The following is a 21,958-nucleotide window of genomic DNA, read 5'->3' on the forward strand; positions in this document are numbered from 1 at the left end:
AACTTGAAATCAATAAATTTTTATCATTATTTGTAAAAGAAAAAGCCGCCAAAGCGGCTTTTTATATTGTAAGGTGTTTTATTCTCTGTTTTTTACAACAATCCAACCTGAAAACTTGAAAGGAGTGTTCTTCTTATCATTCTCGTTCCATGTTACAGAATACCAGTAAGTACCTGTTGGAATGTTCTTACCACCAATTCTACCATCCCATTTGTAACCGTTGGATTTATCTCCCTGGTGGATTTTTGTTCCATATCTGTCAAAGATACTCAAAATAAGGTTCTGTTTATCAGCCATAGCAGAATAATCTACCACATCATTCACGCCATCCCCGTTTGGAGTAATCATATTGATAAGGTTAGGAACAACAACATTCACTTCAATAGGTTCGCAGTCGTAAGCATCTTTTACATACACTTTGTAAGTTCCTCTTGCTACATTGGAGAATACATTAGACGGCTGCCATAAAATTTTATCCATTGAATACTGATAATCAGGAGTTCCTCCGATAACATTGATTGTTAATGTAGTGTTGTTAATATCGATGTTTGTTACTACCGGTTGCTCAGAAGGATAAACGGTTACTTTTTGAGTGGCAACACATTCTCCCGTTTTTAATTTTACCCAGTAAACTCCTACTCCTACGTCTTTAATAGACTGTGTTGTAGCTCCTGTGCTCCATTCATAGCTTTTGAATCCAGGTCCGGCATCTAAAGTGGTAGTGTCTTCCATACAGATAATTTTGTCTTTCAGAACACTGGATGTTACCGGAGCAATTACTGTTAAACCGATTTTTACCACTACATAACATCCTCTCGTGTCAGATACTCTTACGTATACCAAACCGCTTGGTGCAATATAATTAGCATTTAAAATCTCGTTGGTTCCATCAATGGCATCTGTCAGTGAAGGGAAGTATTTTTTAGTAATACCTGCCTGCGGAGTAATTACAGCGGCATTATCAAGGTTGAATAAAGCAGTCGAAGGATTTGCTTCAATAAAGCATGATCTCAATTCTGCATCCTTTGCAATAATTTGCGGATAGAACTTAAGGGTAATTTCTGCAATATCAGTACATCCGAATACAGAGGTTACTTTTACATATATTTTACCTTCTGCAGAAACAAACTGATAGATATTGGTGATCTCATTGATTGAGTTGTTCAGATCATATAAAGTATAATAATATTTTTTAGTTGCTGTAGGATCAGCAAAAACTGCAGCAGTTGTAAGATCATACATTGCAGTACCTGCATTGTTGTTATTACAGCTTGTTAGCGTTACATCGGTAGCTGTGATAGTACCATCTTTAAATTTAAATTTACCAGTCTGTCTACATTTGTTAATAGGACTGTTAGGGTTAGTCGGATCGGTATAATTGATACTGTAGAAATAAACACCAACAGGAGTAACTGTTTGAGGCCCAACAAGAGGGTTGTTACCAGTTAAGGCATCATTCTGACTTGTGTGGTAGCTAATGCTGAAGTTAGGGTTGCCGTTAAGAATTCCTGCTGATAATGATGCGAAATCAAAACTTGCAGGATTTGAACATATCACCACTTCTCTTGGGTCAGTAGGGTTGGCTCCCGGAATACCAGGTGGGATAAATGGATGAGGCTGTATATTCGGATCGGTGAACGGAGAAGATAGAGTAGCCGTTCCGCCCCATGATAATTTGAATCCGTTCGCTGTTTCTCTGTGGTTATTTACAATTAAATAGTAAGTCTGACCAGGCAATACATCCATGTATTTTACCCATTTGTCTCCTGTAGCGTCCTCACTAAGGTCTGTAGCGGTCATATTAAGACCTGTATTTCCACTTTGCCCGGAATAAGAACAACGTATTGGAGTTCCCAGATTTCCGCAAGATTTGTTGGGTCCGTATACTCCAAAGTCATAATCATCTCCCTGGTCGTTAGGGATGATTTCAAACGTAAGTGTTCCGCCGGTAGCAATGGTGAAAGAATACCATACAGAGTACTTTTCGTCAGAAGTTAAACATCCACCCAGGTCTTCTGCAATATCTCCATGCCCGCCTGGTGTATATGAGATGTCCGAGTTACCACAGACTGCCATTGCAGTATTACAATCTGATTGAGCAAATAAAATATGTGAAAATATGATTAATAAAACAAGTAATGTTTTTTTCATGAGAATTAATTTTAAAAACAAATATTAAAAGTGTTTAATTACTAAGGAAATGTTGTTTTTCATCTGATACAAAATAATGTTTCTCTGAATATTCAATGAATTGTAGGCTTTCATATCAAAAAAAAACTGATCGCCCTGATGTACTCAGGAGATCATGCATTTTCTTACTGTTAATTTGTTCCGATCAGCTGTTTTCCCCAGCTGGGTGAACTGGATGAAGCGTCTGATGTTTCAAATTCTTTAGCTGCTTTTTGATACAACTTTATAGCTTCCGTCTTGTTTCCCTGTTTTTCAGCGATTTCAGCTTTTAAAAAAGAAAGCCTTGGATTATTCTTTAAGGTTTCTGCTTTATTCATGAAACTTGTCACGGTCTTTAATTCCTTTTGAGGGTCTGCTGCTGTTTTTATTCTGATTTTCTGAAAATGAATAAGGGCAAGAAGCAGATTTACTTCTCCATTATTCTTTTCAGAAGCAAGAGCCTGCATTGCCAGTTTTCTTGCGGACTCATTAGGTTCTCCAAGAGGACTGTTCGGGCTGTTCTTTAAAAGGAAATTGGTTTTAAGATACAAGGCTGCTGCTGCATAGTAATTAGCCTGCCATTTTTCTGAAGTTTTAGCTGCTGAAAACTTAGAAAAAAGCATATCGTAGTCGTTTTCTGTTTTAGCATTATTGAATTGTAAAACAGATTGTTGTAAGGTTTGATCTGAAAAAAATTGAGCATTCATCAGAGAACCTGTCACGAGAAAGCTCAAAATTAGTAAAAGTTTAGTCATAGGGGGATATTTTATGAAGCAAATATAAAAAATTATTAACGTTAAATTAAAGATTTTGAGATATATTTAATGAAAGTAACGTATTGGTTTTAAATATTGTATTTTCTTGTTTGGGTTATATTATGTAGAGATCGTAAAGATATTGGTGCTTTTGATGAATATTTAAGGTTTAATTCTTTTATAAATTTTTAAAAAACAGCTATAAAACAAAAATCAGAATAGAAAACGTTCTATTCTGATTTTAAGTATTTCGAATTCTTATTTTTTTTGTGCCAGATTTCAAATAATCTGATAAACAATAAGTTAATATTGCATCTTTCTCAGTTTAGGATTGGTGCTTCCCACAAGAAGGGCTACTAAAACGGTCATACAACCTCCGAACACCACAGAGCGCACAACTCCCAGTAGTTTGGCCATGAGTCCACTTTCAAACTGCCCCATTTCATTGCTGGACATAATGAAAATTGAATTCACACTCAGAACGCGTCCCCTGATGTGATCCGGTGTTTTTAACTGTACAATGGTACCCCTGATAACCACTGAAATTCCATCAAGCATTCCGCTCATTACCAGGAACATAAAAGATAACCAGTATAGTTTTGATAGACCGAACCCAATAATGCACAGTCCGAATCCGGTAACAACAACAAGAAGTATTTTCCCCTGATTTTTTCGAAGAGGAACAATAGATAATAGAGTAATAATACACATGGAACCAATATCCGAAGCTGCATTCAGTAAGCCGAAACCTTCAGCTCCTGACTTTAGGATATCCGTTGCGAATACAGGAATCATGGCTACTGCTCCCCCAAAAAGTACCGCAAACATATCAAGACACAGCGCTCCCAGGATCTCCTTCGTTTTAAAAATATAAGAAATTCCTTCGCGCATACTTTCTACTACATTTACCGTTTCCTTTTTGTATTCTGAATGCTGTTTGTGAAGCTGCCAGAAAAATAATGAAGCCACAAATATGAGTGCTAAAATAGCAACCAAGGTCCATTTTACACCGATAAATCCAATAAGAACACCTCCAATAGCATGTCCGCAAACAGAAGATATCAGGAAAGTAGCCTGGTTCAGGGTTACGGCATTCGGAAGGTTTTCCTTCTTTACGATTTTAGGAATCATGGAAGGAACAATAGGCCCGATAAAGGCTCTTGCTATCCCAGTGAAAAAGATAACCCCATAAATATAATAGGTAATCTGATGGCCCGTAAAGTGCATTTCTACATCAAGGAACGCGGGAATCAACAGAAGGCCGATCAGGAAAATATAAGCATAATTACAAATAAGAAGCAGCCTCTTTTTTTCATTCATATCAATAACATGTCCGGCATACAGCGCACAGCTTACAGCAGGAATAACCTCTGAAAGTCCGATAAGACCTATTGAAAAGGGATCTTTCGTTAATTGATACACCCACCATCCCAATAAAGTGGCAAGCATTCTGAAAGCTAAAACAATAAAAAATCTCCCGGTGAGAAGATTTCTGAACTCAACATTTTGTAATGTTTGTAATGGGGTAAAGGAAATCATGAACAAAAATAGCCCTAAAAATTTATTTAAGGCTATTCATATGACAATTTCTGAAAGATATATTAAATATATTTCAAAAGATAAAATCTATTTTAGTCAGCTCTGGAAGAACTTAATACGATAGCTGCAACACCTGCTGCTCCGATAATTGTTGCTCCTGCAGCAATTCTTGCTTTTCTTCGGTCTTTTACAGCCGCTACATTGGCTTTGGGAATAATCACTTCTGTACTGTCTTTTTTACCGGCTGTACCTACAATATTTTCACCCACCACGTTTCTGAATAAGATGGTCTGCTTCGGAGAGCCATCTCTCATAGTTACTTTATATACTTTTCCGGCTTCAAGATTAGAGTAATTGTTTTTTGAAATATCTTCGCTGTATTTTGTAGTAGCACAAGATGTAATAACAAATAAAGATGTTAGTAAAGACGATTTCAACAGTACAGATGCTTTCATTATTTTCTTTTAGTTTTTCAAATTTATAATTTTTTTCGAATATACGTTTTTGGAATTGAAAAAATATGATTAAAGTTTGTAAATTTCTAAGAGATTTGCAGTCTTTCTGTCATTAGCCAATCTTGGCGTCTTGTTTTGACCTCCCAGTTTTCCCTGGGATTTCGCATATTCATGAAAGGCATTTTTTGTAAGTCTGGTGATTTGCAGTTTCTGCAAAATATTTCCCGAAATCAAATCATCATAGTAAGTGTTTCTTGCCCGAAGCTGTTGATCCAGTTCATTTCTGAATACTTCTAAATCCTCGGGTTCTTTTTCAAATTCAATCAGCCATTCGTGATATGGAAGTCCTTCAGCCGGATTTACCTGTGGAGCAAGGTGGAATTCTGTAATCTGTGCGGAATATTTTTCAAGCGTTGCTTTCATTGCTTCTTCCACTTCAATGGCAATCACATGCTCTCCAAATGCAGAGGTAAAATGCTTTGTTCTTCCGCTTACCAAAACCCTGTATGGATCTTTGCTGATAAATCTTACGACATCCCCTATAGAATACGCCCATAAACCGGAATTGGTGGTAAGAATCAATGCGTAATCTTTATGAAGTTCAATTTCTTTTAACGTTAATCTTCTCGCTCCAGGTTTGCCATACTCTTCCAAAGGAATAAATTCATAGAAAATTCCATGATTGGTCAATAGCAGTAATCCTTCTCTGGTATAATCATCCTGGAAGGCAAAAAAACCTTCAGAAGCAGGAAAAGTCTGAACAATATCTACCTTTCCACCCAATAACTCTTCCATTTTGTCACGATAAGGCTCATAGTTGACGCCTCCGGTAACAATAAGCTGAAGATTCGGGAAAAGCTGTTTGATCTTTTTACCATGTTTTTCTGTCAGCTTCTCAAAATACATAATAAGCCATGGTGGGATTCCAGAGATGAGCGTCATATTCTCATGTTCAGTTTCCTCAATAATTTTATCTACTTTGGCTTCCCAGTCTTCCATAATATTGGTTTCCCAACTTGGAAGGCGATTTTTCTGAAGATAATTTGGAATATGGTGTGCCACAATGCCGGAAAGTCTTCCTGTTTTTATTCCAAATACCTCTTCCAGTTCCGGGCTGCCCTGAAGGAAAATCATTTTTCCATTCACGAAATCAGCGTTATTCTTTTTGCTGATATAATGAAACAGTGCACTTTGAGCTCCCGCAATCTGAAATGGCATTCCTTCTTTGGAAATCGGAATGTATTTAGATCCGGAAGTGGTTCCCGATGTTTTGGCAAAATATTCGGGAGTATCCGTCCATAGAATATTGGCCTGTCCTTTTTTTACCCTTTCAATATAAGGTTTCAGATCTTCATAATCGGCCACAGGAACTCTGTCCTGAAATTCCTTTACAGTATGAATGTTTTCAAAATCATGTTCCCGCCCAAAAAGTGTTTTTTGAGCTGTGTTTACAAGAGAAAGAAGTAAGTCCTCTTGGTTCTTTTCAGCATTTTTTTTGAAATCCTCCGCTTTTTGAACATGTTTCTTTGCCCAGATCAGCGCTGCATTTTTCTTGAAGAAGTTTAACATGGGTCAAATTTATAAATAAGTAAAGAATCTGGAATCATTTTTTACAAAGCTTCACATAAAAAAAACCAATGGAACACGTTCCACCGGCTTTTCGAAATTTGATTATGAAAATAACAACTATATGTTGATGTTATGCTTATTTATTTGCTTTGTACCTTTTGTCTGGAGTACCGTCTTTTTTCAGGTGTTTGTTTTCTTTATATCTCTTATCCGGAGTGCCGTCTTTTTTCATTTTGGCAGCCGGTTGTGCAGGCTTCGCTGCTTTTGCATCCACTGCCGGTTTTGCAGCTTTCACTTCAGCTGGTTTCACAGCTTTTGCTGTAGTTGCTTTTACAGGTGGATGTGCAGGAGCACCTGTAGCGGGAGCAGTCTGCTGAGCAGTAGCAAGTCCTAATCCCAGGATCAAAGACATTGCAGATAAGAATTTTTTCATAAGAATTATTGTTTGTTTTTTGTTGAATAAAGATATACAAGAAGCAGGCTAAAAAATTGAGATTTTGAAACTTAACTAAAGTTTATTAGAGCTTAAAAAAAAATTAAAACCTCTTCTATGATCATGAAAAAGCCTGTCTCCGGATAGGGAAACAGGCTTGAATAATATATAAATAGACATGGCTAGCGCGTACAGTTCGCTGTCCACGTTTTGCCATCTTTAACATACAGGATTTTTAGAACATTGTTATCAATTCTGATATAAGAGGTTGCTGTAGAACCAATCATAACCAGCGTATGATCTCCTTCCTGATTAAATTCTATCCCGTTAAGATCCGGAATGCTGTTGGAGAACGCAAAATTATATTTGGTGCCGCTGGCAATCTTCGTTACAAATACACTTCCGTTGTCCGTGCTGATATTGGTAGAGCCTCCATCATTATAAGAAACCTTTCCTTTGTAGGTTCCCGCAAAAAATTCATTGTTTACAGGGTCGTCATCTTTGCTGCACGACGAAAAAGATAATGCTGTGAATAATAACAGCATCATAACTCCTAAGATTTTAATTGCTTTTTTCATAATATAATTCTTAAATGTTTGGTTACAGATAAAAGGCCAAACACTATGCCATGAGGGAAAAGTTGAAATTTTTTTAACAAGTTATTAGATAAAATTGTAAAAAATTAAGATTTATAATGCTAAGTGCTTCATTTTAAACCCTCAGTCTTTCCGTTTTTCTGAGGAAGAGAAAAAATATCCGTACCTTTGTATATCATAAACGATTTCGGAAATGTCCCGAAATCGCTTTTGTCGTTTATACCATTACTATTTATGCAGTTAAAATCCATTAATGAAAAGTTCCTTCCAGACCTTATGCAGAAAGAGTTTGGGAAAGAAATTTTTACCCAGTTAGAAAACAGTCAGCATCTTGCTGTAAAAGGAAGTGCCGGATCCTCAGTTTCTATTTTTGTGGCTGAGCTTTTTTTGGCTCAGAAGAAGAATATTCTTTATCTGGTAGATGATAAGGAAGACGCATTGTATGCCAATACTGAGATGGAAGATCTATTGGGTAAGGATAAGGTGCTGTATTTCCCGGCCACCCATCTTGAACCTTATCAGGTAGAAAAGACTCAGAATGCCAATCTGGTTTTAAGGACTGAAGTTCTTAATAAAATCAATTCCGGAAGATCACCGAAAGTTATTGTGGCTTATGCGGGAGCTTTATCGGAAAAGGTTTTGAAGAAAGAAGATTTTAAAGCCATTTCCCATCATATTAAAGTGGGAGATCAGCTGGATTTTGATTTTGTAGATGAACTGCTTAATCATTATCATTTCCAGCAGGCTGATTTCGTTTCCGAACCGGGAGAGTTTTCTGTGAGAGGAGGAATTGTAGATGTATTTTCCTATTCACATGAAAAACCGTACAGGATTACATTTTTTGGTAATGAAGTGGAACGTATTAAAACCTTTGATATCGAAACACAGCTTTCGGTAGATAAAGTAAAGGATTTTCAGCTGGTTTCCAATATGAACTTTTCAGTAACGGGAACAAGGGTTTCTTTGTTGCAGCTCTTGCCTGTAGAAAGTTTTGTGGTTTCTAAAAACGGAATGGTCGGGATGCAGAAGATCAGAACGTTCTACGAAAAATCTTTAGAAAAATATGATACATTAAGTAAAGACATTGCCCACAGGACTCCGCAGGAACTTTTTATTTCTGATCAGGAGTTTCTGTTCGATTATAAAAAATTCAAAACAGTTGATTTTGGAGGAATAATTATTGAAGGACTGAAAGAAGTAACTGAAGTAAAAATGGAGCAGCTTCCACAGCCTTCTTTTCATAAAAACTTCGAATTGCTGATTGAAGATATCGAAGAAAAACAAAATAACGGATTCGATACCTGGATTTCCTTTTCGACAGAAAAACAGAAAGAACGACTGGAGTCTATCTTTGAAGAACTTGAACACGAGCTTCCGTTTAAAAGTTTCAAGTCTGAACTTCATGAAGGATTTGTAGATAATGGACACAAACTGCTGGTGTATACGGATCATCAGATTTTTGACCGTTACCAGAGATACAAAGCCAAAAATACCTTTGCAAAATCTGAACAGCTTACCCTGAAAGACCTGATGTCTCTGAAAATAGGGGACTATATTGCCCATATCGACCATGGAATCGGGAAGTTTATGGGATTGGTAAAAGTAAATAACGACGGGAAGATTCAGGAATGTTTCAAACTGACCTACAAAAATGGAGACTTATTATATGTAAGTATTCACTCTTTGCACAAAATATCGAAATACAACGGACCGGATGGAAGGGAGGTCGTTCTGAGTAAACTGGGATCTCCAACATGGAAATCTTTAAAACAGAAAACAAAAGCGAAGGTTAAGCAGATTGCTTTTGACCTTATTCAATTATATGCCCAGAGAAAAACGGCCAAGGGTTTTGCTTATACTCCGGATTCTTATCTGCAGAACGAACTGGAAGCCAGCTTTATTTATGAAGATACTCCGGATCAGGAGAAGGCTACCGTAGATGTAAAGAGAGATATGGAAGCTGATACGGTGATGGACAGGCTTGTGTGTGGTGACGTAGGTTTCGGTAAAACGGAAGTGGCAATCAGGGCTGCATTTAAAGCAGCTACAGACGGTAAACAGGTTGCTGTATTGGTTCCTACAACCATTCTTGCCTTTCAGCATTACAGAAGTTTTAAAGAAAGACTTAAAGATTTTCCGGTAAATGTTGCCTATGTAAACCGATTCAGGACAGCTAAGCAGAAATCAGAGACTTTGGAAGCTCTCAAGAACGGAAAAGTAGATATCATTATTGGGACACATCAATTGGTAAGCAGTTCTGTGAAATTTAAAGATCTTGGTTTATTGATTATTGATGAAGAACATAAATTCGGGGTTTCAGTGAAAGATAAATTGAAGACACTGAAGAATAACGTTGACACCCTTACCCTTACAGCAACTCCTATTCCTAGGACTTTACAGTTCTCGTTAATGGCTGCCAGGGATTTATCCGTTATCAAAACACCACCGCCAAACAGACAGCCAGTAGATACCCAGTTAATCGGATTTAATGAAGAAACGCTTCGTGATGCCGTTTCTTATGAGCTTCAGAGAGATGGACAGGTATACTTTATTAATAACAGAATCGAAAACCTGAAAGATATTGCAGGACTTATTCAGAGGTTGGTTCCGGATGCAAGAGTGATTACGGGACATGGGCAAATGGAAGGAAAGCAGCTTGAAAAAAATGTGCTGGATTTTATGGAAGGGAAATATGATGTTCTCGTGTCCACTACCATTGTAGAAAGTGGAGTAGATGTTCCGAATGCCAATACTATTTTTATCAATGATGCACAAAGATTTGGAATGGCAGATCTGCATCAGATGAGAGGAAGGGTAGGGCGTAGTAACCGAAAGGCATTCTGTTATCTGATTACTCCTCCATATGATATGATGACTTCGGATGCCAGAAAACGTTTGGAAGCAATTGAGCAGTTTTCTGATCTGGGAAGTGGTTTCCAGATTGCGATGAAAGATCTGGAGATCCGTGGTGCCGGAGATCTTTTGGGTGCTGAACAGAGTGGTTTCATAAATGAAATGGGGTTTGAAACTTATCAGAAGTTAATGCAGGAAGCTTTAGAAGAGCTGAAAGATGATGCGGATTTTGAAAGCCTTTTTGAAAATGAAGAAGACAGACAGAAGCTTTTCAAATCTGTGAAGGATGTCAATATTGATACTGATTTAGAGCTGATGTTGCCGGATTCATATATTTCCAACACAGAAGAAAGATTGCTGCTGTATCAGAAAATTGCTGAAATTACTAACGAAGCGGATCTTCACCAGTTTGAACTGGAGCTGATTGACCGCTTTGGGGCATTGCCGAAAGAAGCTGTCAACCTTTTAAAGAGTGTTTCCCTGAAATGGCTTGCAGCCGACATCGGTTTTGAAAAAATTGTGATGAAGAATGGAGTGTTTTTAGGATACTTTCCGGGGAATCCTCAGGATAAGTTTTATCAGACAGACAGATTCCGACATATTATTAATTATCTGACCCGCAATCCGGCTGAAGCCCAGCTAAAAGAAAAGTCAGGAAAAGAAGGTAATCAGTTGATGATGAGGAAGGAAAGAGTGAAAAATGTAGATGAGGTTAATCTGTTGCTGAAAGCCATTATTGAACATGATTAAATTTTAATTCCTGTTTACTGGAAATAATATCATAAAAAATATCAGAAACATGTAAAAAACTTAATTTTTTGCACGTTTTTTTGTGATTATTATCATGTTTTTATTTTTAAATATTCCTGTTAAAGAGAATTAAGGCTGTTTTTGAGGGGTTAAAATCACTTTCTAATGATAAAAATAATCCTGTAAACCCGCGTACAGTAAGGGTTTGAGACGCTATCTATTTTTTTTGATATATGGAAAGTGGAGTTATGTAGAAATAATTCTACTTTTGTGTGTTATTAATTCTATGCTGTAATGTGTTTATTTCTATAGGTTTATAGATGTATAACTGGAATTTTTTGGACTTCGTTGCGTAACTTTGCAGTCCTTAATTATGAAAACAATAATACATTGCTGCGTGGCTGGATTTCTTTCAATTTATGTCAACGCACAGGTGGGAATCGGTACTGCAAAGCCAAAGTCTGTTCTTGATGTGAACGGAAAAACCACCTTAAGAAAAGAACTTAGAGTAGGCGGCAGTTCAACTCAGGCTGGAGATGCCGGGTTAAATGGCCAGGTTTTGGTTTCTCAGGGCGAGGGTTTGCCTCCTGTGTGGAAATCTTTGAATGTTTCCTTTATGGAAGAGGGACAGTATAAGCTGATTAATTCTTATCTGTCATCGGATCAAACGGGTATTATTTCACTTACAGATGGTGTTGCCGGTGATGGTATCTACACCAGCAAAGTGGGAGATAACATTACGGATATTACAAAAGGAAACTGGAAAAAGATAGATGGGCTCGACAATACTTTTACCATTAAAAATGGAAAGAACAGACTTACCTACCAGTTCCAGACAGGAATTGAAATGAAGGCATCCACATCTACCACCATACAGAATGTCAGATTTGCTTGCGGTGTATTCAGAAACGGAGCATTGGTAGCTGTACGCCCGGATAGAATTGCTTCTAATAATAATAGTGGAAAAGCAGGTCTTCAGGATTATATATTTACTCTTAATTATACGGAACAGAACGTTCCTGTTGGGGTTCACAATATTGAAATTGCATGCAGAAAGATTGATACATCAAGCTCAACTTCACAATTTGCCATCGGACGTAATGTAGCAGCAGCCAATGGCGCTTCCAGTGCATTTACCCTGGAATCTACCGTGAAAGTGGATGTTATTGAATACGTGAGCTATAAAAACAACTAATGATGAAAAAACTATTATCAACACTGCTTTTTAGCATAAGTCTTTTGGTAGCGGCTCAGGTAGGAATAAAAACAGAAGCTCCAAAAGCAACACTTGATGTAAACGGAGATGTAAGTTTCAGAAATAAAATTGCCGTTCTTAATGCCGCTGATAACACAATATTTCAGGGAAATAATGATCAGCTTCTGGTCTCTCAGGGAGTAGGTTTTCCTCCGATCTGGAAATCACTTCGTATTCCTGAATATGAGCCTAATAAATTTTACCTGATCTATAACAACTCTTTTTCAGATAAAGTAGGTGTCTCATTTTCTTCTTCAGAAAACTCTTCAGTAAGCATGGCTTCAAGAGGAGGAACCTTTACGAAGGGAAAGGAGTATAGTACACTTACCAATTTTAAGAAAATAGACGGACTTTCACAAACCATCACCGTTTTCAGTACTCAAAGTAAGGCTTATTTTCAATTTGAAACTGTTGTACAGGCCGATTTTATGGGGGCAGGAAGTACGGACAACTCCATAGATTATGCATGTGGTATCTTTGTAGATAATAAACTGGTGAACCTTAGACAGAGAAATCTAAAGGCAATTACCACTTCATATCCTTTCCTTACCCATACCCAGATCGGAATTGTAGATAATCTTTCCCAGGGAAATCATACGGTTAGCGTTGCCTGTACAAGATTGGGTTCTTATGGTGCCTCAGGTGCAGGGAATACTCTTTCTATCGGAACTAATGTATATACTAATATCAATAGTTTTATTTCACAGTCTTCTCTTAAAGTAGATGTATATGAAGTTCCTGAAGTATTTAACACGATTATAAACTAAGACGGATTATGAAAAAAATATTATTTGTAACATCACTTGTATTAGCTGCTGCAACAAATGCTCAAGTGGGTATTAATACTCCTAATCCGACTAATATGCTGGATGTAAACGGAGATCTCAATATCAGGAAAGAATTAAGAACAGGAGGTACTGATGTACTCAAAGGATCTGCCGGAACAGCGGGTGATATATTTCACAATAACACTGATTTAGGTGCAAATGACTGGAAAGTCATTAAAATTGCAGATGGACAGGGAAGTATGTCTGTGTTTTCCATAAACACTGTTTCAGACAAAACCGGAGTAAGCTTTTCCGGTAACAGTGGTGCTACCAATCCTTATAATGATGGAGAGGCCCTGACAGGAGGCTGGACAGTCATTCCCGGAACTGTTGATACATTCTCTGTAACCAACGGTACAAATAAAGCGACATTCTCATTCCAGACAACTGTTCAGAAAACGGGAACGAATTCTGCAAGTTTTGCCTGTGGTGTTTTTGTGGATAATGCCCTTAGAGCAGTAAGAACCGATGTGTTATTGGGAGATAGTGGTGGTTATAAGATTTTCAATCTTAATGCTACCCTTACCAATCTTACTCCTAAAAATCAATATTCCGTTAAGGTAGCCTGTATAAAAAGAGCTATTGCAGGAACAACCCTGGGAATTGGAAGAGCGGTTGATACTGCTTTCTTAAACAGTGATATGTCACAGTCTGTTTTGACAACATCTATATTGCAACCTTATTAATTTTCATCGCAATACAATAATAGGAAATCTAAAAACGTTATGTTTTTAGATTTTTTTTGTTTATTAACTCTATTTCTTGTGAATTTGTTCAGATAAAGTAAAGTGTATTATTAAAAATTGAATTATATTTGGACAAGCTAAAAAAATTCTATATGGTAAAAAACTATTTTTTAAAAATGTTTGCCGGTATTGCTTTTCTTGGGCTGCTGACAGCATGTAATACTACCTCAGATCCCACAGAATCCATCCCGAATCCGGATGATGGCCCTCCTCCTAAAAAGATTTTAGCGAAGGTTAGCTCCAATAATGTTTCTCAGGAAGATTATGTTACAACTGCTGTAACCGGAGAACTGCAGACTGCAGTATCTAAAGATGAATCTTTTGCAGGAAGTGCTTATTATACGGGAACAGTAACCTATACCGAAAAAAATATCACCAAAATTAAATATGTAAGTTCAGCGTCATCAAGTCTTGCTTATGAATTTAATATTGTTCCTGATGCTACAGGTAAAAAGATTTATAATGCTACTTCTGCAGCTACGGGGGCAACGCCATCCGCTTCTGTGGTAAGTGACTATGCATTTACTTATGATCCGGTTACCAACAAACTTACCAAAATACTTGAGAAAAGAAAAGAAGGAGGAATCAGTGCTTATAACAGATTTATTAATTATTCTTTTGTGTATAACGGAGAAAATGTGATTCAGGTCGTTCGTTCCAAAGGACTGTTGGATATCAACGGGAACCCGAATATGAGTACAGCAGTAATCAGCAAGTTTAGTTTTCAAAACTATGACGCTCAGAAAAGCCCGTATTATACACTGCCATCAGTGTATTTCATCACAAGAAGTCTGATCGATCCTGCTCAATTCTACAAAATATCTCCGAACAATCCTACTTCTACGTTTATAGAATTGCCGTCACCCGCTACTCCTGTTAATACTTCTCAAAGTTATTCTTATGATAATCAAGGATATGTAGTTGTGGAGAAAAATCAGAATTTAACTTTTACCTATAAAAATTTATAGAGGAAATATAGTTACTAATCTTACCGGAATATAAATAATAATATAATTTTTAGGCAAAAAAAAATTATATTTGTCAAAAAAATAATCAATTACAAGGAAATGAAACAAATTTTCTATTTTATTTTACTCATCGCAGGTTTTTCCTCAGTACATTCCTGCAAAGACATGCTGGATGAGGATGGAAATCCATTATTGGATCTTAACAATACAGGGGGATTAAGCGGTCCCAGAGCATTATACAGAGAAATTACAGATAAAGATACTATCGCAGAATATCAGTACAGTGGACTTCTTGTGACTAAAGTAATCACAGACAGTGCTTCCATTACAGATATTATGTACAGTGGTGATAAAATCAGCCAGATTAATTTCAACGGTTTTCTTGATCTTGACGGAAACGGAAAACTGGATAAAGACAGTGTATCCTACACTCAATTGTTCACTTATGCAAATAACAACAAACTGCAGCTGATTTCTGAGAGCCGTTCAACATTCAGAAGGCCTCCGCCAGTACCACCGGCAACGACTCCGGGGCCACAGACATTACTGAAAAAAGAGAAAACAGCTTATCAGATTAAATACAGTACTGCTACAGGAAAACTGGATTCAATAATTATGAGAAACGGACCGGATGTTCCAGGAGTTCCACTTAATTTCACAGATTATTCTAAAACAGGTTATACTTACGTAGGAGACAATGTATCTAAAGTGGTAAGACACTACGGAACAATGACAGGAGGAACATTTGGTGCTGTTACCGGAAAATATAGCTACGAATACTATGCCTATGATGAGCAGGTAAGCCCATTCACATTGTTACCACACGTATATAAAATTTCAAGATTATTATCTACGGTAATCAATGATAAAGAAAGTCTTATCTTATCTCCAAACAACCCTAAGAGATGGTCGGTAACAGATCTTACACCGCCAATTCCAACACCAATTGTTAAGAGTACCAATTACGTCTATGATCCTCAGACTTACATGACAAAAGGATATGGCGTTAATTACATCTATAAACCACAATAGAAGAGTTTTTTTAAACAATATTCAAACTCAATCTTTCCTAAGATTGAGTTTTTTATTTTTTATACCTTAATTTTGCAAAAAATTTCTGATGAAATATTTAATTGTCGGGCTTGGTAACAAAGGCCCTGAATATGAAAATACAAGACATAATATAGGCTTTAAAGTTGCTGAAAAAATAGCAGAAACTCTTGAAGTATCATTCAATACCTCCAATTTTGGCTGGCTGGCAGAAGGAAAGCACAAAGGCAGAAAAGTTTTTGTTCTTAAACCGGATACTTATATGAACCTTTCCGGTAATGCAGTGAAATACTGGATGCAGAAAGAAAATATTCCTTTGGAAAATGTATTAATCGTTACTGATGATCTTGCTTTACCTTTCGGAACTTTAAGATTGAAGGGAAAAGGCTCTGATGCAGGACATAACGGTCTTAAAAATATTAATGAAGTATTGCAGACTCAAAACTATGCAAGACTTCGTTTTGGAATTTCTGCAGATTTTACAGCAGGAAGACAGGTAGATTATGTATTAGGAACATGGAATGAAGAGGAATCTGAAAAGCTTAAAGAAAGAATCGAAACCTTTGCTAAGGCCAGTCTTTCTTTTGTGTTCGCAGGATTAAACAATACAATGTCTGCTTTTAATGGGAAATAATTCATAAAGAAAACAGAATTGCAATTACCATACAGTTTATAAAATTGAATGACTGCCTTACAACAAGGCAGTCATTTATTTTGTGTACTCATGAATATTTTTCTTGTCTGCTTTTTAATATATTTGAGCTTATTGTTTAAATGAATGTAAACATTAACATAACTATAAAACAATAAAATTTAATGAGCTTTCCTTTTTAGTAATAGTGGCTTCGACAGGCTCAGCCTGATAGCGTTTAAAGATTTCGTCTGGTATTCGGGTCGTCATCCTGAGCTAGTCGAAGGGCTAATAAAACAAAAATGCCATCGGATCCCGATGGCATTTTCTGTAAATTATAATTGAAATGTAAGAGTTTAACTTTTTTATAACCAGGTTACTGCACCTGTTTCAACGTCATAGTTTGCTCCAACGATTTTAATTTTACCTTCCGCTTCAAGCTTTTTAAGTGTTGAACTCTGCTTACGGATATCTTCAATCGCACTTTTTACGTTCTGATGATTAAGTCTTTCAAGAAGTGAGCTGTTTTTTGATGAACGTTCTTCATTCTCTTCAATGATCTCATTGATGATTGGGTTGAAATGATTGATAAGGTGGTTCAGGTTATCCATTCCCAGACCTTCAATTTGTGCAGCGTCAAGACCTCCTTTTAAAGCCCCGCACTTGGTGTGTCCTAAAACTACAATAAGCTTAGAACCTGCAACATTACAACCAAATTCCATGGATCCCAGAATATCCTGATTGACGAAGTTACCTGCAATTCTTATACTGAAAACGTCTCCTAATCCCTGATCAAAGATAAGTTCTGCAGAAGTACGGCTGTCTATACAGCTTAAAACTACAGCAAAAGGCCATTGTCCTTCACGTGTTGCATTCACCTGCTCAAGAAGGTCTCTGTTTGCCTTAAGGTTGTTGACAAATCTCTGGTTTCCTTCTTTTAAGAATTCCAATGCTTTTTCAGGAGTAATAGTTGACTGTGTTTCGTATGTATGTGCTTTCATATTTTTATTATTTTCGAATTTAAAGTTAAAAAAATTAATTAATTGTTGAGGTTACATGGCTCTTTTGTGAGTAACCAGAATATGGGAATCTTCACTTCTTTCGTAATCTCTGTATGAAGTTTTAAAGCCTATCAGTTCTACATTGATGTCCTGTTCCTTTGCACGGATATTCGCAAAGTCCTGGATCATTTCCAGTACATCGGTTGCAATATAGGACGTACTTCTTGCATCAATGATCACTGTAGAATTTGGTTTTATATTTTTAAGTGTTTTTTTGATGGCTGCCTTATTTAAAAATGATACTTCTTCTGCAAGCTTGATATTGATTCCATCAGCATCATCCAGTCTTTCTCTGCTTAAATAGTAAGCCCGTTTCATATTTCCCTGCAGAATATAAAAAACGGAGATCGTAAGCCCGATTCCTACTCCTTTTAACAGGTCTGTTGCCACGACAGCTACCACAGTTGCTACGAACGGAATAAACTGGAATTTTCCTAAGTGCCAGAAATGTTTGAATGTTGCCGGCTTTGCCAATTTATATCCTACTAAAATTAATACCGCAGCCAATGTAGCTAAAGGAATTAAATTTAAAACAACAGGAATAGAAAGAACACAGATCAATAAGAATACGCCATGAATGATAGCCGAAATTTTTGAAGTTGCCCCAGCATTGGCATTTGCAGAACTTCTTACCACAACAGAAGTCATTGGAAGTCCGCCAATAAAAGAACTTATAAGATTCCCGATTCCCTGGGCTTTAAGCTCAAGATTGGTATCTGTAATTCTTCTCTGTCTGTCTAGGCGGTCTGAAGCTTCAATACAAAGTAACGTTTCAATAGATGCTACAATGGCAATGGTTGCTCCTACGATCCATACCTTTGGATTGGTAAAACCGTTAAAGTCCGGAGTCGTGATCAGATTTTTAAAATCATCAAAAGACTGTGGAACCGGAAGAGAAACCAAATGCTGGGTCTGGATAGCCAGAGAACTTCCGGACATCTTAAAAAGTTGGTTCAAAAGAATGCTTACAATAACGGCAACTAACGCTCCCGGAAGCATTTTCATCCTTTTCAGTACGTGGATTTTGTCCCATGCGATAAGGATTGCTACAGAAACCAGAGTAATCACAATGGCCCCCGGATGGATCGCTCCAAATAATTCAGTAAAATATCCGAAGTTCAGGCCATTATCAAAAATAGATTCATGACCTTCATAATCTTTGTCGAAGCCCAGAGCATGCGGAATCTGTTTTAAAATAATAATGATTCCTATGGCCGCCAGCATTCCTTCAATAACGTTATTGGGGAAATAGTTGGAAATACTTCCGGCTCTTACAAACCCTAAAACCAATTGAATAAGTCCCGCAATAATCCCTGCGCAAAGGAAAAGTTCAAATGCGCCAAGATCTGTAATTGCTGTTAAAACGATAGCTGTCAGACCTGCTGCAGGTCCGGAAACTGAAATATTTGAATTACTGATTGTTCCTACTACCAGGCCGCCTACGATACCGGCAATAATACCGGATAAGGGTGGAGCACCTGATGCTAAAGCAATTCCTAAACACAACGGAAGTGCTACTAAAAATACCACGAGTCCTGAAGGAAAATTTTCCTTGATTCCTCCTATTAATGATGTCTTTTTCATAATGTGAAGCTGTAAGGTATAGCCGGCTTATTTGTTTTAAATAAGTCAGTTATAAAAAGTTGAGAAAAAATAATTTTTAAAGTACATGAGTATCCGATATCAAAAAATGATATGGAAATGGTATCAAAAAAATCTAACTATAGGAGTTACGCTTCCGGAGGAGGAGAAAATATAGTAAGTAAGGGTGAAAGATGAAAAGAATCATCAATCAGAACAAAAGACACACCCTGAACATCTGGTTCTGAAAACTTCAGATAATCGAATACATCTAAAGGTTTCGGAATGGTCTTTTCGTAAACAATAAATGAGGATGGGTGAGAATGAGGCTCTTCTTCATTGATTATTATATTCGTTCTCGCAATATCCCAGCCCGCAACCGCAGCAATGCCTGGCAGCGCTGTAAAATTCAGAAAGAACGTTAATACAATAATACTCCAGAATTTCATTTTACCTTCTTTTTTAGAAAAACTACTTAGTCTTTCTGCTCATTACCCAATCCGAACCTGTAAGATTATAGATCTTTTGGATGTCTTTTAAGATTTTCTCAAAATCAATCTCCAGATCAATGATTTTACCTGTTCTAAGGTCAAATACCCAGCCGTGAACAATAGGATACTCTTCTAAAATGTATCTTTCCTGCACACAGGCCATTTTGATTACGTTGATGCACTGCTCCTGAACATTAAGTTCTACAAGTCTGTCATAACGCTTGTTTTCGTCCTCAATAGAATCCAGCTCTGCCTGATGTAATCTGTAAACATCACGAATGGTTCTCAGCCATGGATTCAATAATCCCAGATCCTGAGGAGTCATCGCTGCTTTTACACCACCGCAGTTATAATGTCCGCAGACAATAATATGTTTTACTTTCAGATGTTCTACAGCGTATTGAATAACAGCGGTGGAACTCATGTCTAAAGTATTCACAACATTGGCAATGTTTCTGTAAACAAACACTTCTCCAGGTTTTGCTCCCATCAACTCTTCTGCAGTAGCTCTGCTGTCTGAACATCCTATATACAGATAATCCGGATGCTGAGTTTTAGCAAGTTCATGGAAGAAATTTGGATCTTCAGCTACTTTGGACTCTACCCATTTTTTATTGTTTTCGAAAATAACTTCGTACGATTGTGACATAATTTTAAAGTATTATAATTATTTATTTCGTTTAAATTATTTCCAAAATCAATAGACTAAATCAATAATTGTACAAAAATATACTTTTTGTTAAAAAATAAATCACTTTTAACAAAGTTTAATATTAAAATATGCTTAAAATCATATTCATCATTCCAATATTCTTTGTAAGACAGCTACTGACATCTATAAGGAAATCCAAACGTTTAAAAAACCAGGATAAAATTACGAAGTATAAATTAAAATTCAAGATTTGTGAATTAAAATATTCTTAATTCTCAAGACAATCAGAATTGTTTTTGCTGAAATAGTTCATAAAAATACTTTGTATATGTCAAAAAATAGATAATTTAAAGCTCTGATTAATCTCTCAATCTGATGCCTGATTTTGGTCTGCAGTCTTTACCGTGGGTATTTTACCTGGCAGGAGTTTTTATTTCCTGTTTCTCTTCATTTCTGCTTGCGGGGAAACGTAAGAAAGTAATGGCTGATTATATTCTGGCAGCATGGTTTATGATTATAGGAATACATCTTATCTTATTTATTCTATTTTTTTCCGGCAGCTACATAAAGTTTCCTTATTTTCTGGGTTATGAGGTTATCTTTCCCTTTATTCATGGCCCCATGTTGTACCTGTATGTTTTAAGTGTTACAGGAAAAGCGCCGGGCAGAAAAATCTGGCTTCTGCATTTTGTCCCTGTTTTGATTGTCTTTGTGATGCTGTTTAAACTATTGATTTTATCTCCATGGGATAGACTTGCCATTTATCAAAGCGGAGGCAGCGAATACCAACTGATAAGCAGTATTCTCAAATATATGATGATACTATCAGGAATAGTATATATTGTAGTAAGCTTTTTTGCTGTCAGAAAGTATACGAGAGAGATTGCTGAGCAATATTCAAATACAGAGAGAATTAATCTTCGCTGGCTGTATTATCTTATTGCCGGATTAGCTTTGATATGGGTTGCCGTGATGATCAGAAATGATATTCTTATTTTTTTTATCGTTGTTCTGTTTATCATTGTGGCTGCTTATTTTGGGATCAGCCGTGTTGGAATTCTGGACTTACCTGTAATCACAGTAAATATAAATGAAGAAAAGGTGGATGATGAAGTGATAAAATACCAGAAGAATTTTCCCGGAGAGGATGCGATCATAGCTGTTTATGAAAAACTTATTTATCAAATGGAGAAGGACAGTCTTTATAAAGATCCTGAGTTGAGTCTGAATCATACTGCTGCATTACTGGAAGTTCATCCTAATATACTGTCTCAGGCAATTAATTCGATTGAGAATAAAAATTTTTATGATTATATCAACCGTCAGAGGATTGAAGAGTTTAAAAGGCTGGCGGTACTTCCTGAAAATAGAAAATATACCATTCTTTCATTAGCATTTGAAAGTGGGTTTAATTCAAAAACGTCATTCAACCGGAATTTTAAAAAGTACATGAACTGTTCACCCAGGGATTTTTTAAAAAGCCAAAGCATAGAGAATGAAATGTGATTATTTGTAGTGAGTTAAATAGGTTCCACCTTTCATTTTGGAACAATTAAAGCCTTTCTATTCCTCATTTT

The 21,958-nt window shown here is 36.7% G+C and carries 19 protein-coding genes; 8 read left to right on the top strand and 11 right to left on the bottom strand.

The window, feature by feature from the left end:
* Positions 1-78 precede the first annotated feature (78 nt).
* From FB551_RS17490 to FB551_RS17520, 7 genes are all read right to left on the bottom strand, one after another.
* A complete protein-coding gene (locus FB551_RS17490; protein ID WP_142018404.1) occupies positions 79-2,151 on the bottom strand; it encodes a T9SS type B sorting domain-containing protein in 2,073 nt (690 codons plus the stop codon).
* A gap of 170 nt (positions 2,152-2,321) precedes the next feature.
* Positions 2,322-2,924: a tetratricopeptide repeat protein gene (locus FB551_RS17495; RefSeq protein WP_142018405.1), complete on the bottom strand. Its 603-nt coding sequence runs from the start codon at positions 2,922-2,924 to the stop codon at positions 2,322-2,324.
* A gap of 303 nt (positions 2,925-3,227) precedes the next feature.
* The gene (locus FB551_RS17500; RefSeq protein WP_142018406.1) at positions 3,228-4,463 is read right to left on the bottom strand and encodes an MFS transporter; all 1,236 of its coding nucleotides are present in this window, start codon (positions 4,461-4,463) and stop codon (positions 3,228-3,230) included.
* A 92-nt stretch (positions 4,464-4,555) separates the two neighbouring features.
* Positions 4,556-4,918, bottom strand: coding sequence for a hypothetical protein (locus FB551_RS17505; RefSeq protein WP_047427308.1), 363 nt, complete (start codon positions 4,916-4,918; stop codon positions 4,556-4,558).
* A 69-nt stretch (positions 4,919-4,987) separates the two neighbouring features.
* On the bottom strand, positions 4,988-6,487 hold the full coding sequence (locus tag FB551_RS17510; RefSeq protein ID WP_142018407.1) for a GH3 auxin-responsive promoter family protein: 1,500 nt from the start codon (positions 6,485-6,487) through the stop codon (positions 4,988-4,990).
* A gap of 136 nt (positions 6,488-6,623) precedes the next feature.
* Positions 6,624-6,920: a hypothetical protein gene (locus tag FB551_RS17515; protein WP_142018408.1), complete on the bottom strand. Its 297-nt coding sequence runs from the start codon at positions 6,918-6,920 to the stop codon at positions 6,624-6,626.
* A gap of 182 nt (positions 6,921-7,102) precedes the next feature.
* Positions 7,103-7,498, bottom strand: a complete 396-nt coding sequence (locus FB551_RS17520) for a hypothetical protein (protein WP_047427317.1) — start codon at positions 7,496-7,498, stop codon at positions 7,103-7,105.
* A gap of 252 nt (positions 7,499-7,750) precedes the next feature.
* Between FB551_RS17520 and mfd the strand changes: the two genes are divergently transcribed.
* From mfd to pth, 7 genes are all read left to right on the top strand, one after another.
* Positions 7,751-11,119 carry a transcription-repair coupling factor gene (mfd, locus tag FB551_RS17525; RefSeq protein ID WP_142018409.1) on the top strand — a complete coding sequence of 1,123 codons (3,369 nt, stop codon included), beginning with the start codon at positions 7,751-7,753 and terminating at the stop codon, positions 11,117-11,119.
* 373 nt (positions 11,120-11,492) lie between these two features.
* On the top strand, positions 11,493-12,314 hold the full coding sequence (locus FB551_RS17530; protein WP_047427324.1) for a hypothetical protein: 822 nt from the start codon (positions 11,493-11,495) through the stop codon (positions 12,312-12,314).
* Positions 12,315-12,316: 2 nt separating this feature from the next.
* The gene (locus FB551_RS17535) at positions 12,317-13,141 is read left to right on the top strand and encodes a hypothetical protein (protein WP_226798728.1); all 825 of its coding nucleotides are present in this window, start codon (positions 12,317-12,319) and stop codon (positions 13,139-13,141) included.
* An 8-nt stretch (positions 13,142-13,149) separates the two neighbouring features.
* Complete coding sequence (locus tag FB551_RS17540; protein ID WP_142018411.1) at positions 13,150-13,887, top strand: hypothetical protein; 738 nt, start codon at positions 13,150-13,152, stop codon at positions 13,885-13,887.
* A 152-nt stretch (positions 13,888-14,039) separates the two neighbouring features.
* Entirely contained in the window at positions 14,040-14,915 is an 876-nt protein-coding gene (locus FB551_RS17545) for a hypothetical protein (RefSeq protein WP_142018412.1), read from the top strand.
* Between the two features lie 99 nt (positions 14,916-15,014).
* On the top strand, positions 15,015-15,947 hold the full coding sequence (locus FB551_RS17550; RefSeq protein ID WP_047427335.1) for a hypothetical protein: 933 nt from the start codon (positions 15,015-15,017) through the stop codon (positions 15,945-15,947).
* Between the two features lie 88 nt (positions 15,948-16,035).
* The gene (pth, locus tag FB551_RS17555; protein WP_142018413.1) at positions 16,036-16,599 is read left to right on the top strand and encodes an aminoacyl-tRNA hydrolase; all 564 of its coding nucleotides are present in this window, start codon (positions 16,036-16,038) and stop codon (positions 16,597-16,599) included.
* Positions 16,600-16,961: 362 nt separating this feature from the next.
* On the opposite strand, the gene FB551_RS17560 is transcribed toward pth, so the two are convergent.
* The 4 genes from FB551_RS17560 to FB551_RS17575 form a co-directional block, all read right to left on the bottom strand.
* Positions 16,962-17,597: a carbonic anhydrase gene (locus FB551_RS17560; RefSeq protein WP_047427340.1), complete on the bottom strand. Its 636-nt coding sequence runs from the start codon at positions 17,595-17,597 to the stop codon at positions 16,962-16,964.
* A 51-nt stretch (positions 17,598-17,648) separates the two neighbouring features.
* Positions 17,649-19,241 carry a SulP family inorganic anion transporter gene (locus FB551_RS17565; RefSeq protein WP_047427343.1) on the bottom strand — a complete coding sequence of 531 codons (1,593 nt, stop codon included), beginning with the start codon at positions 19,239-19,241 and terminating at the stop codon, positions 17,649-17,651.
* A gap of 146 nt (positions 19,242-19,387) precedes the next feature.
* The gene (locus FB551_RS17570) at positions 19,388-19,687 is read right to left on the bottom strand and encodes a hypothetical protein (RefSeq protein ID WP_047427346.1); all 300 of its coding nucleotides are present in this window, start codon (positions 19,685-19,687) and stop codon (positions 19,388-19,390) included.
* A gap of 22 nt (positions 19,688-19,709) precedes the next feature.
* Entirely contained in the window at positions 19,710-20,378 is a 669-nt protein-coding gene (locus FB551_RS17575) for a carbonic anhydrase (RefSeq protein ID WP_047427348.1), read from the bottom strand.
* A 378-nt stretch (positions 20,379-20,756) separates the two neighbouring features.
* Here FB551_RS17575 and FB551_RS17580 point away from each other — a divergent pair, with 378 nt between their 5' ends.
* The gene (locus FB551_RS17580) at positions 20,757-21,887 is read left to right on the top strand and encodes an AraC family transcriptional regulator (protein ID WP_142018414.1); all 1,131 of its coding nucleotides are present in this window, start codon (positions 20,757-20,759) and stop codon (positions 21,885-21,887) included.
* The last annotated feature ends 71 nt before the right edge of the window (positions 21,888-21,958 follow it).

Source organism: Chryseobacterium aquifrigidense (assembly GCF_006716485.1).
Lineage (GTDB): Bacteria > Bacteroidota > Bacteroidia > Flavobacteriales > Weeksellaceae > Chryseobacterium > Chryseobacterium vietnamense.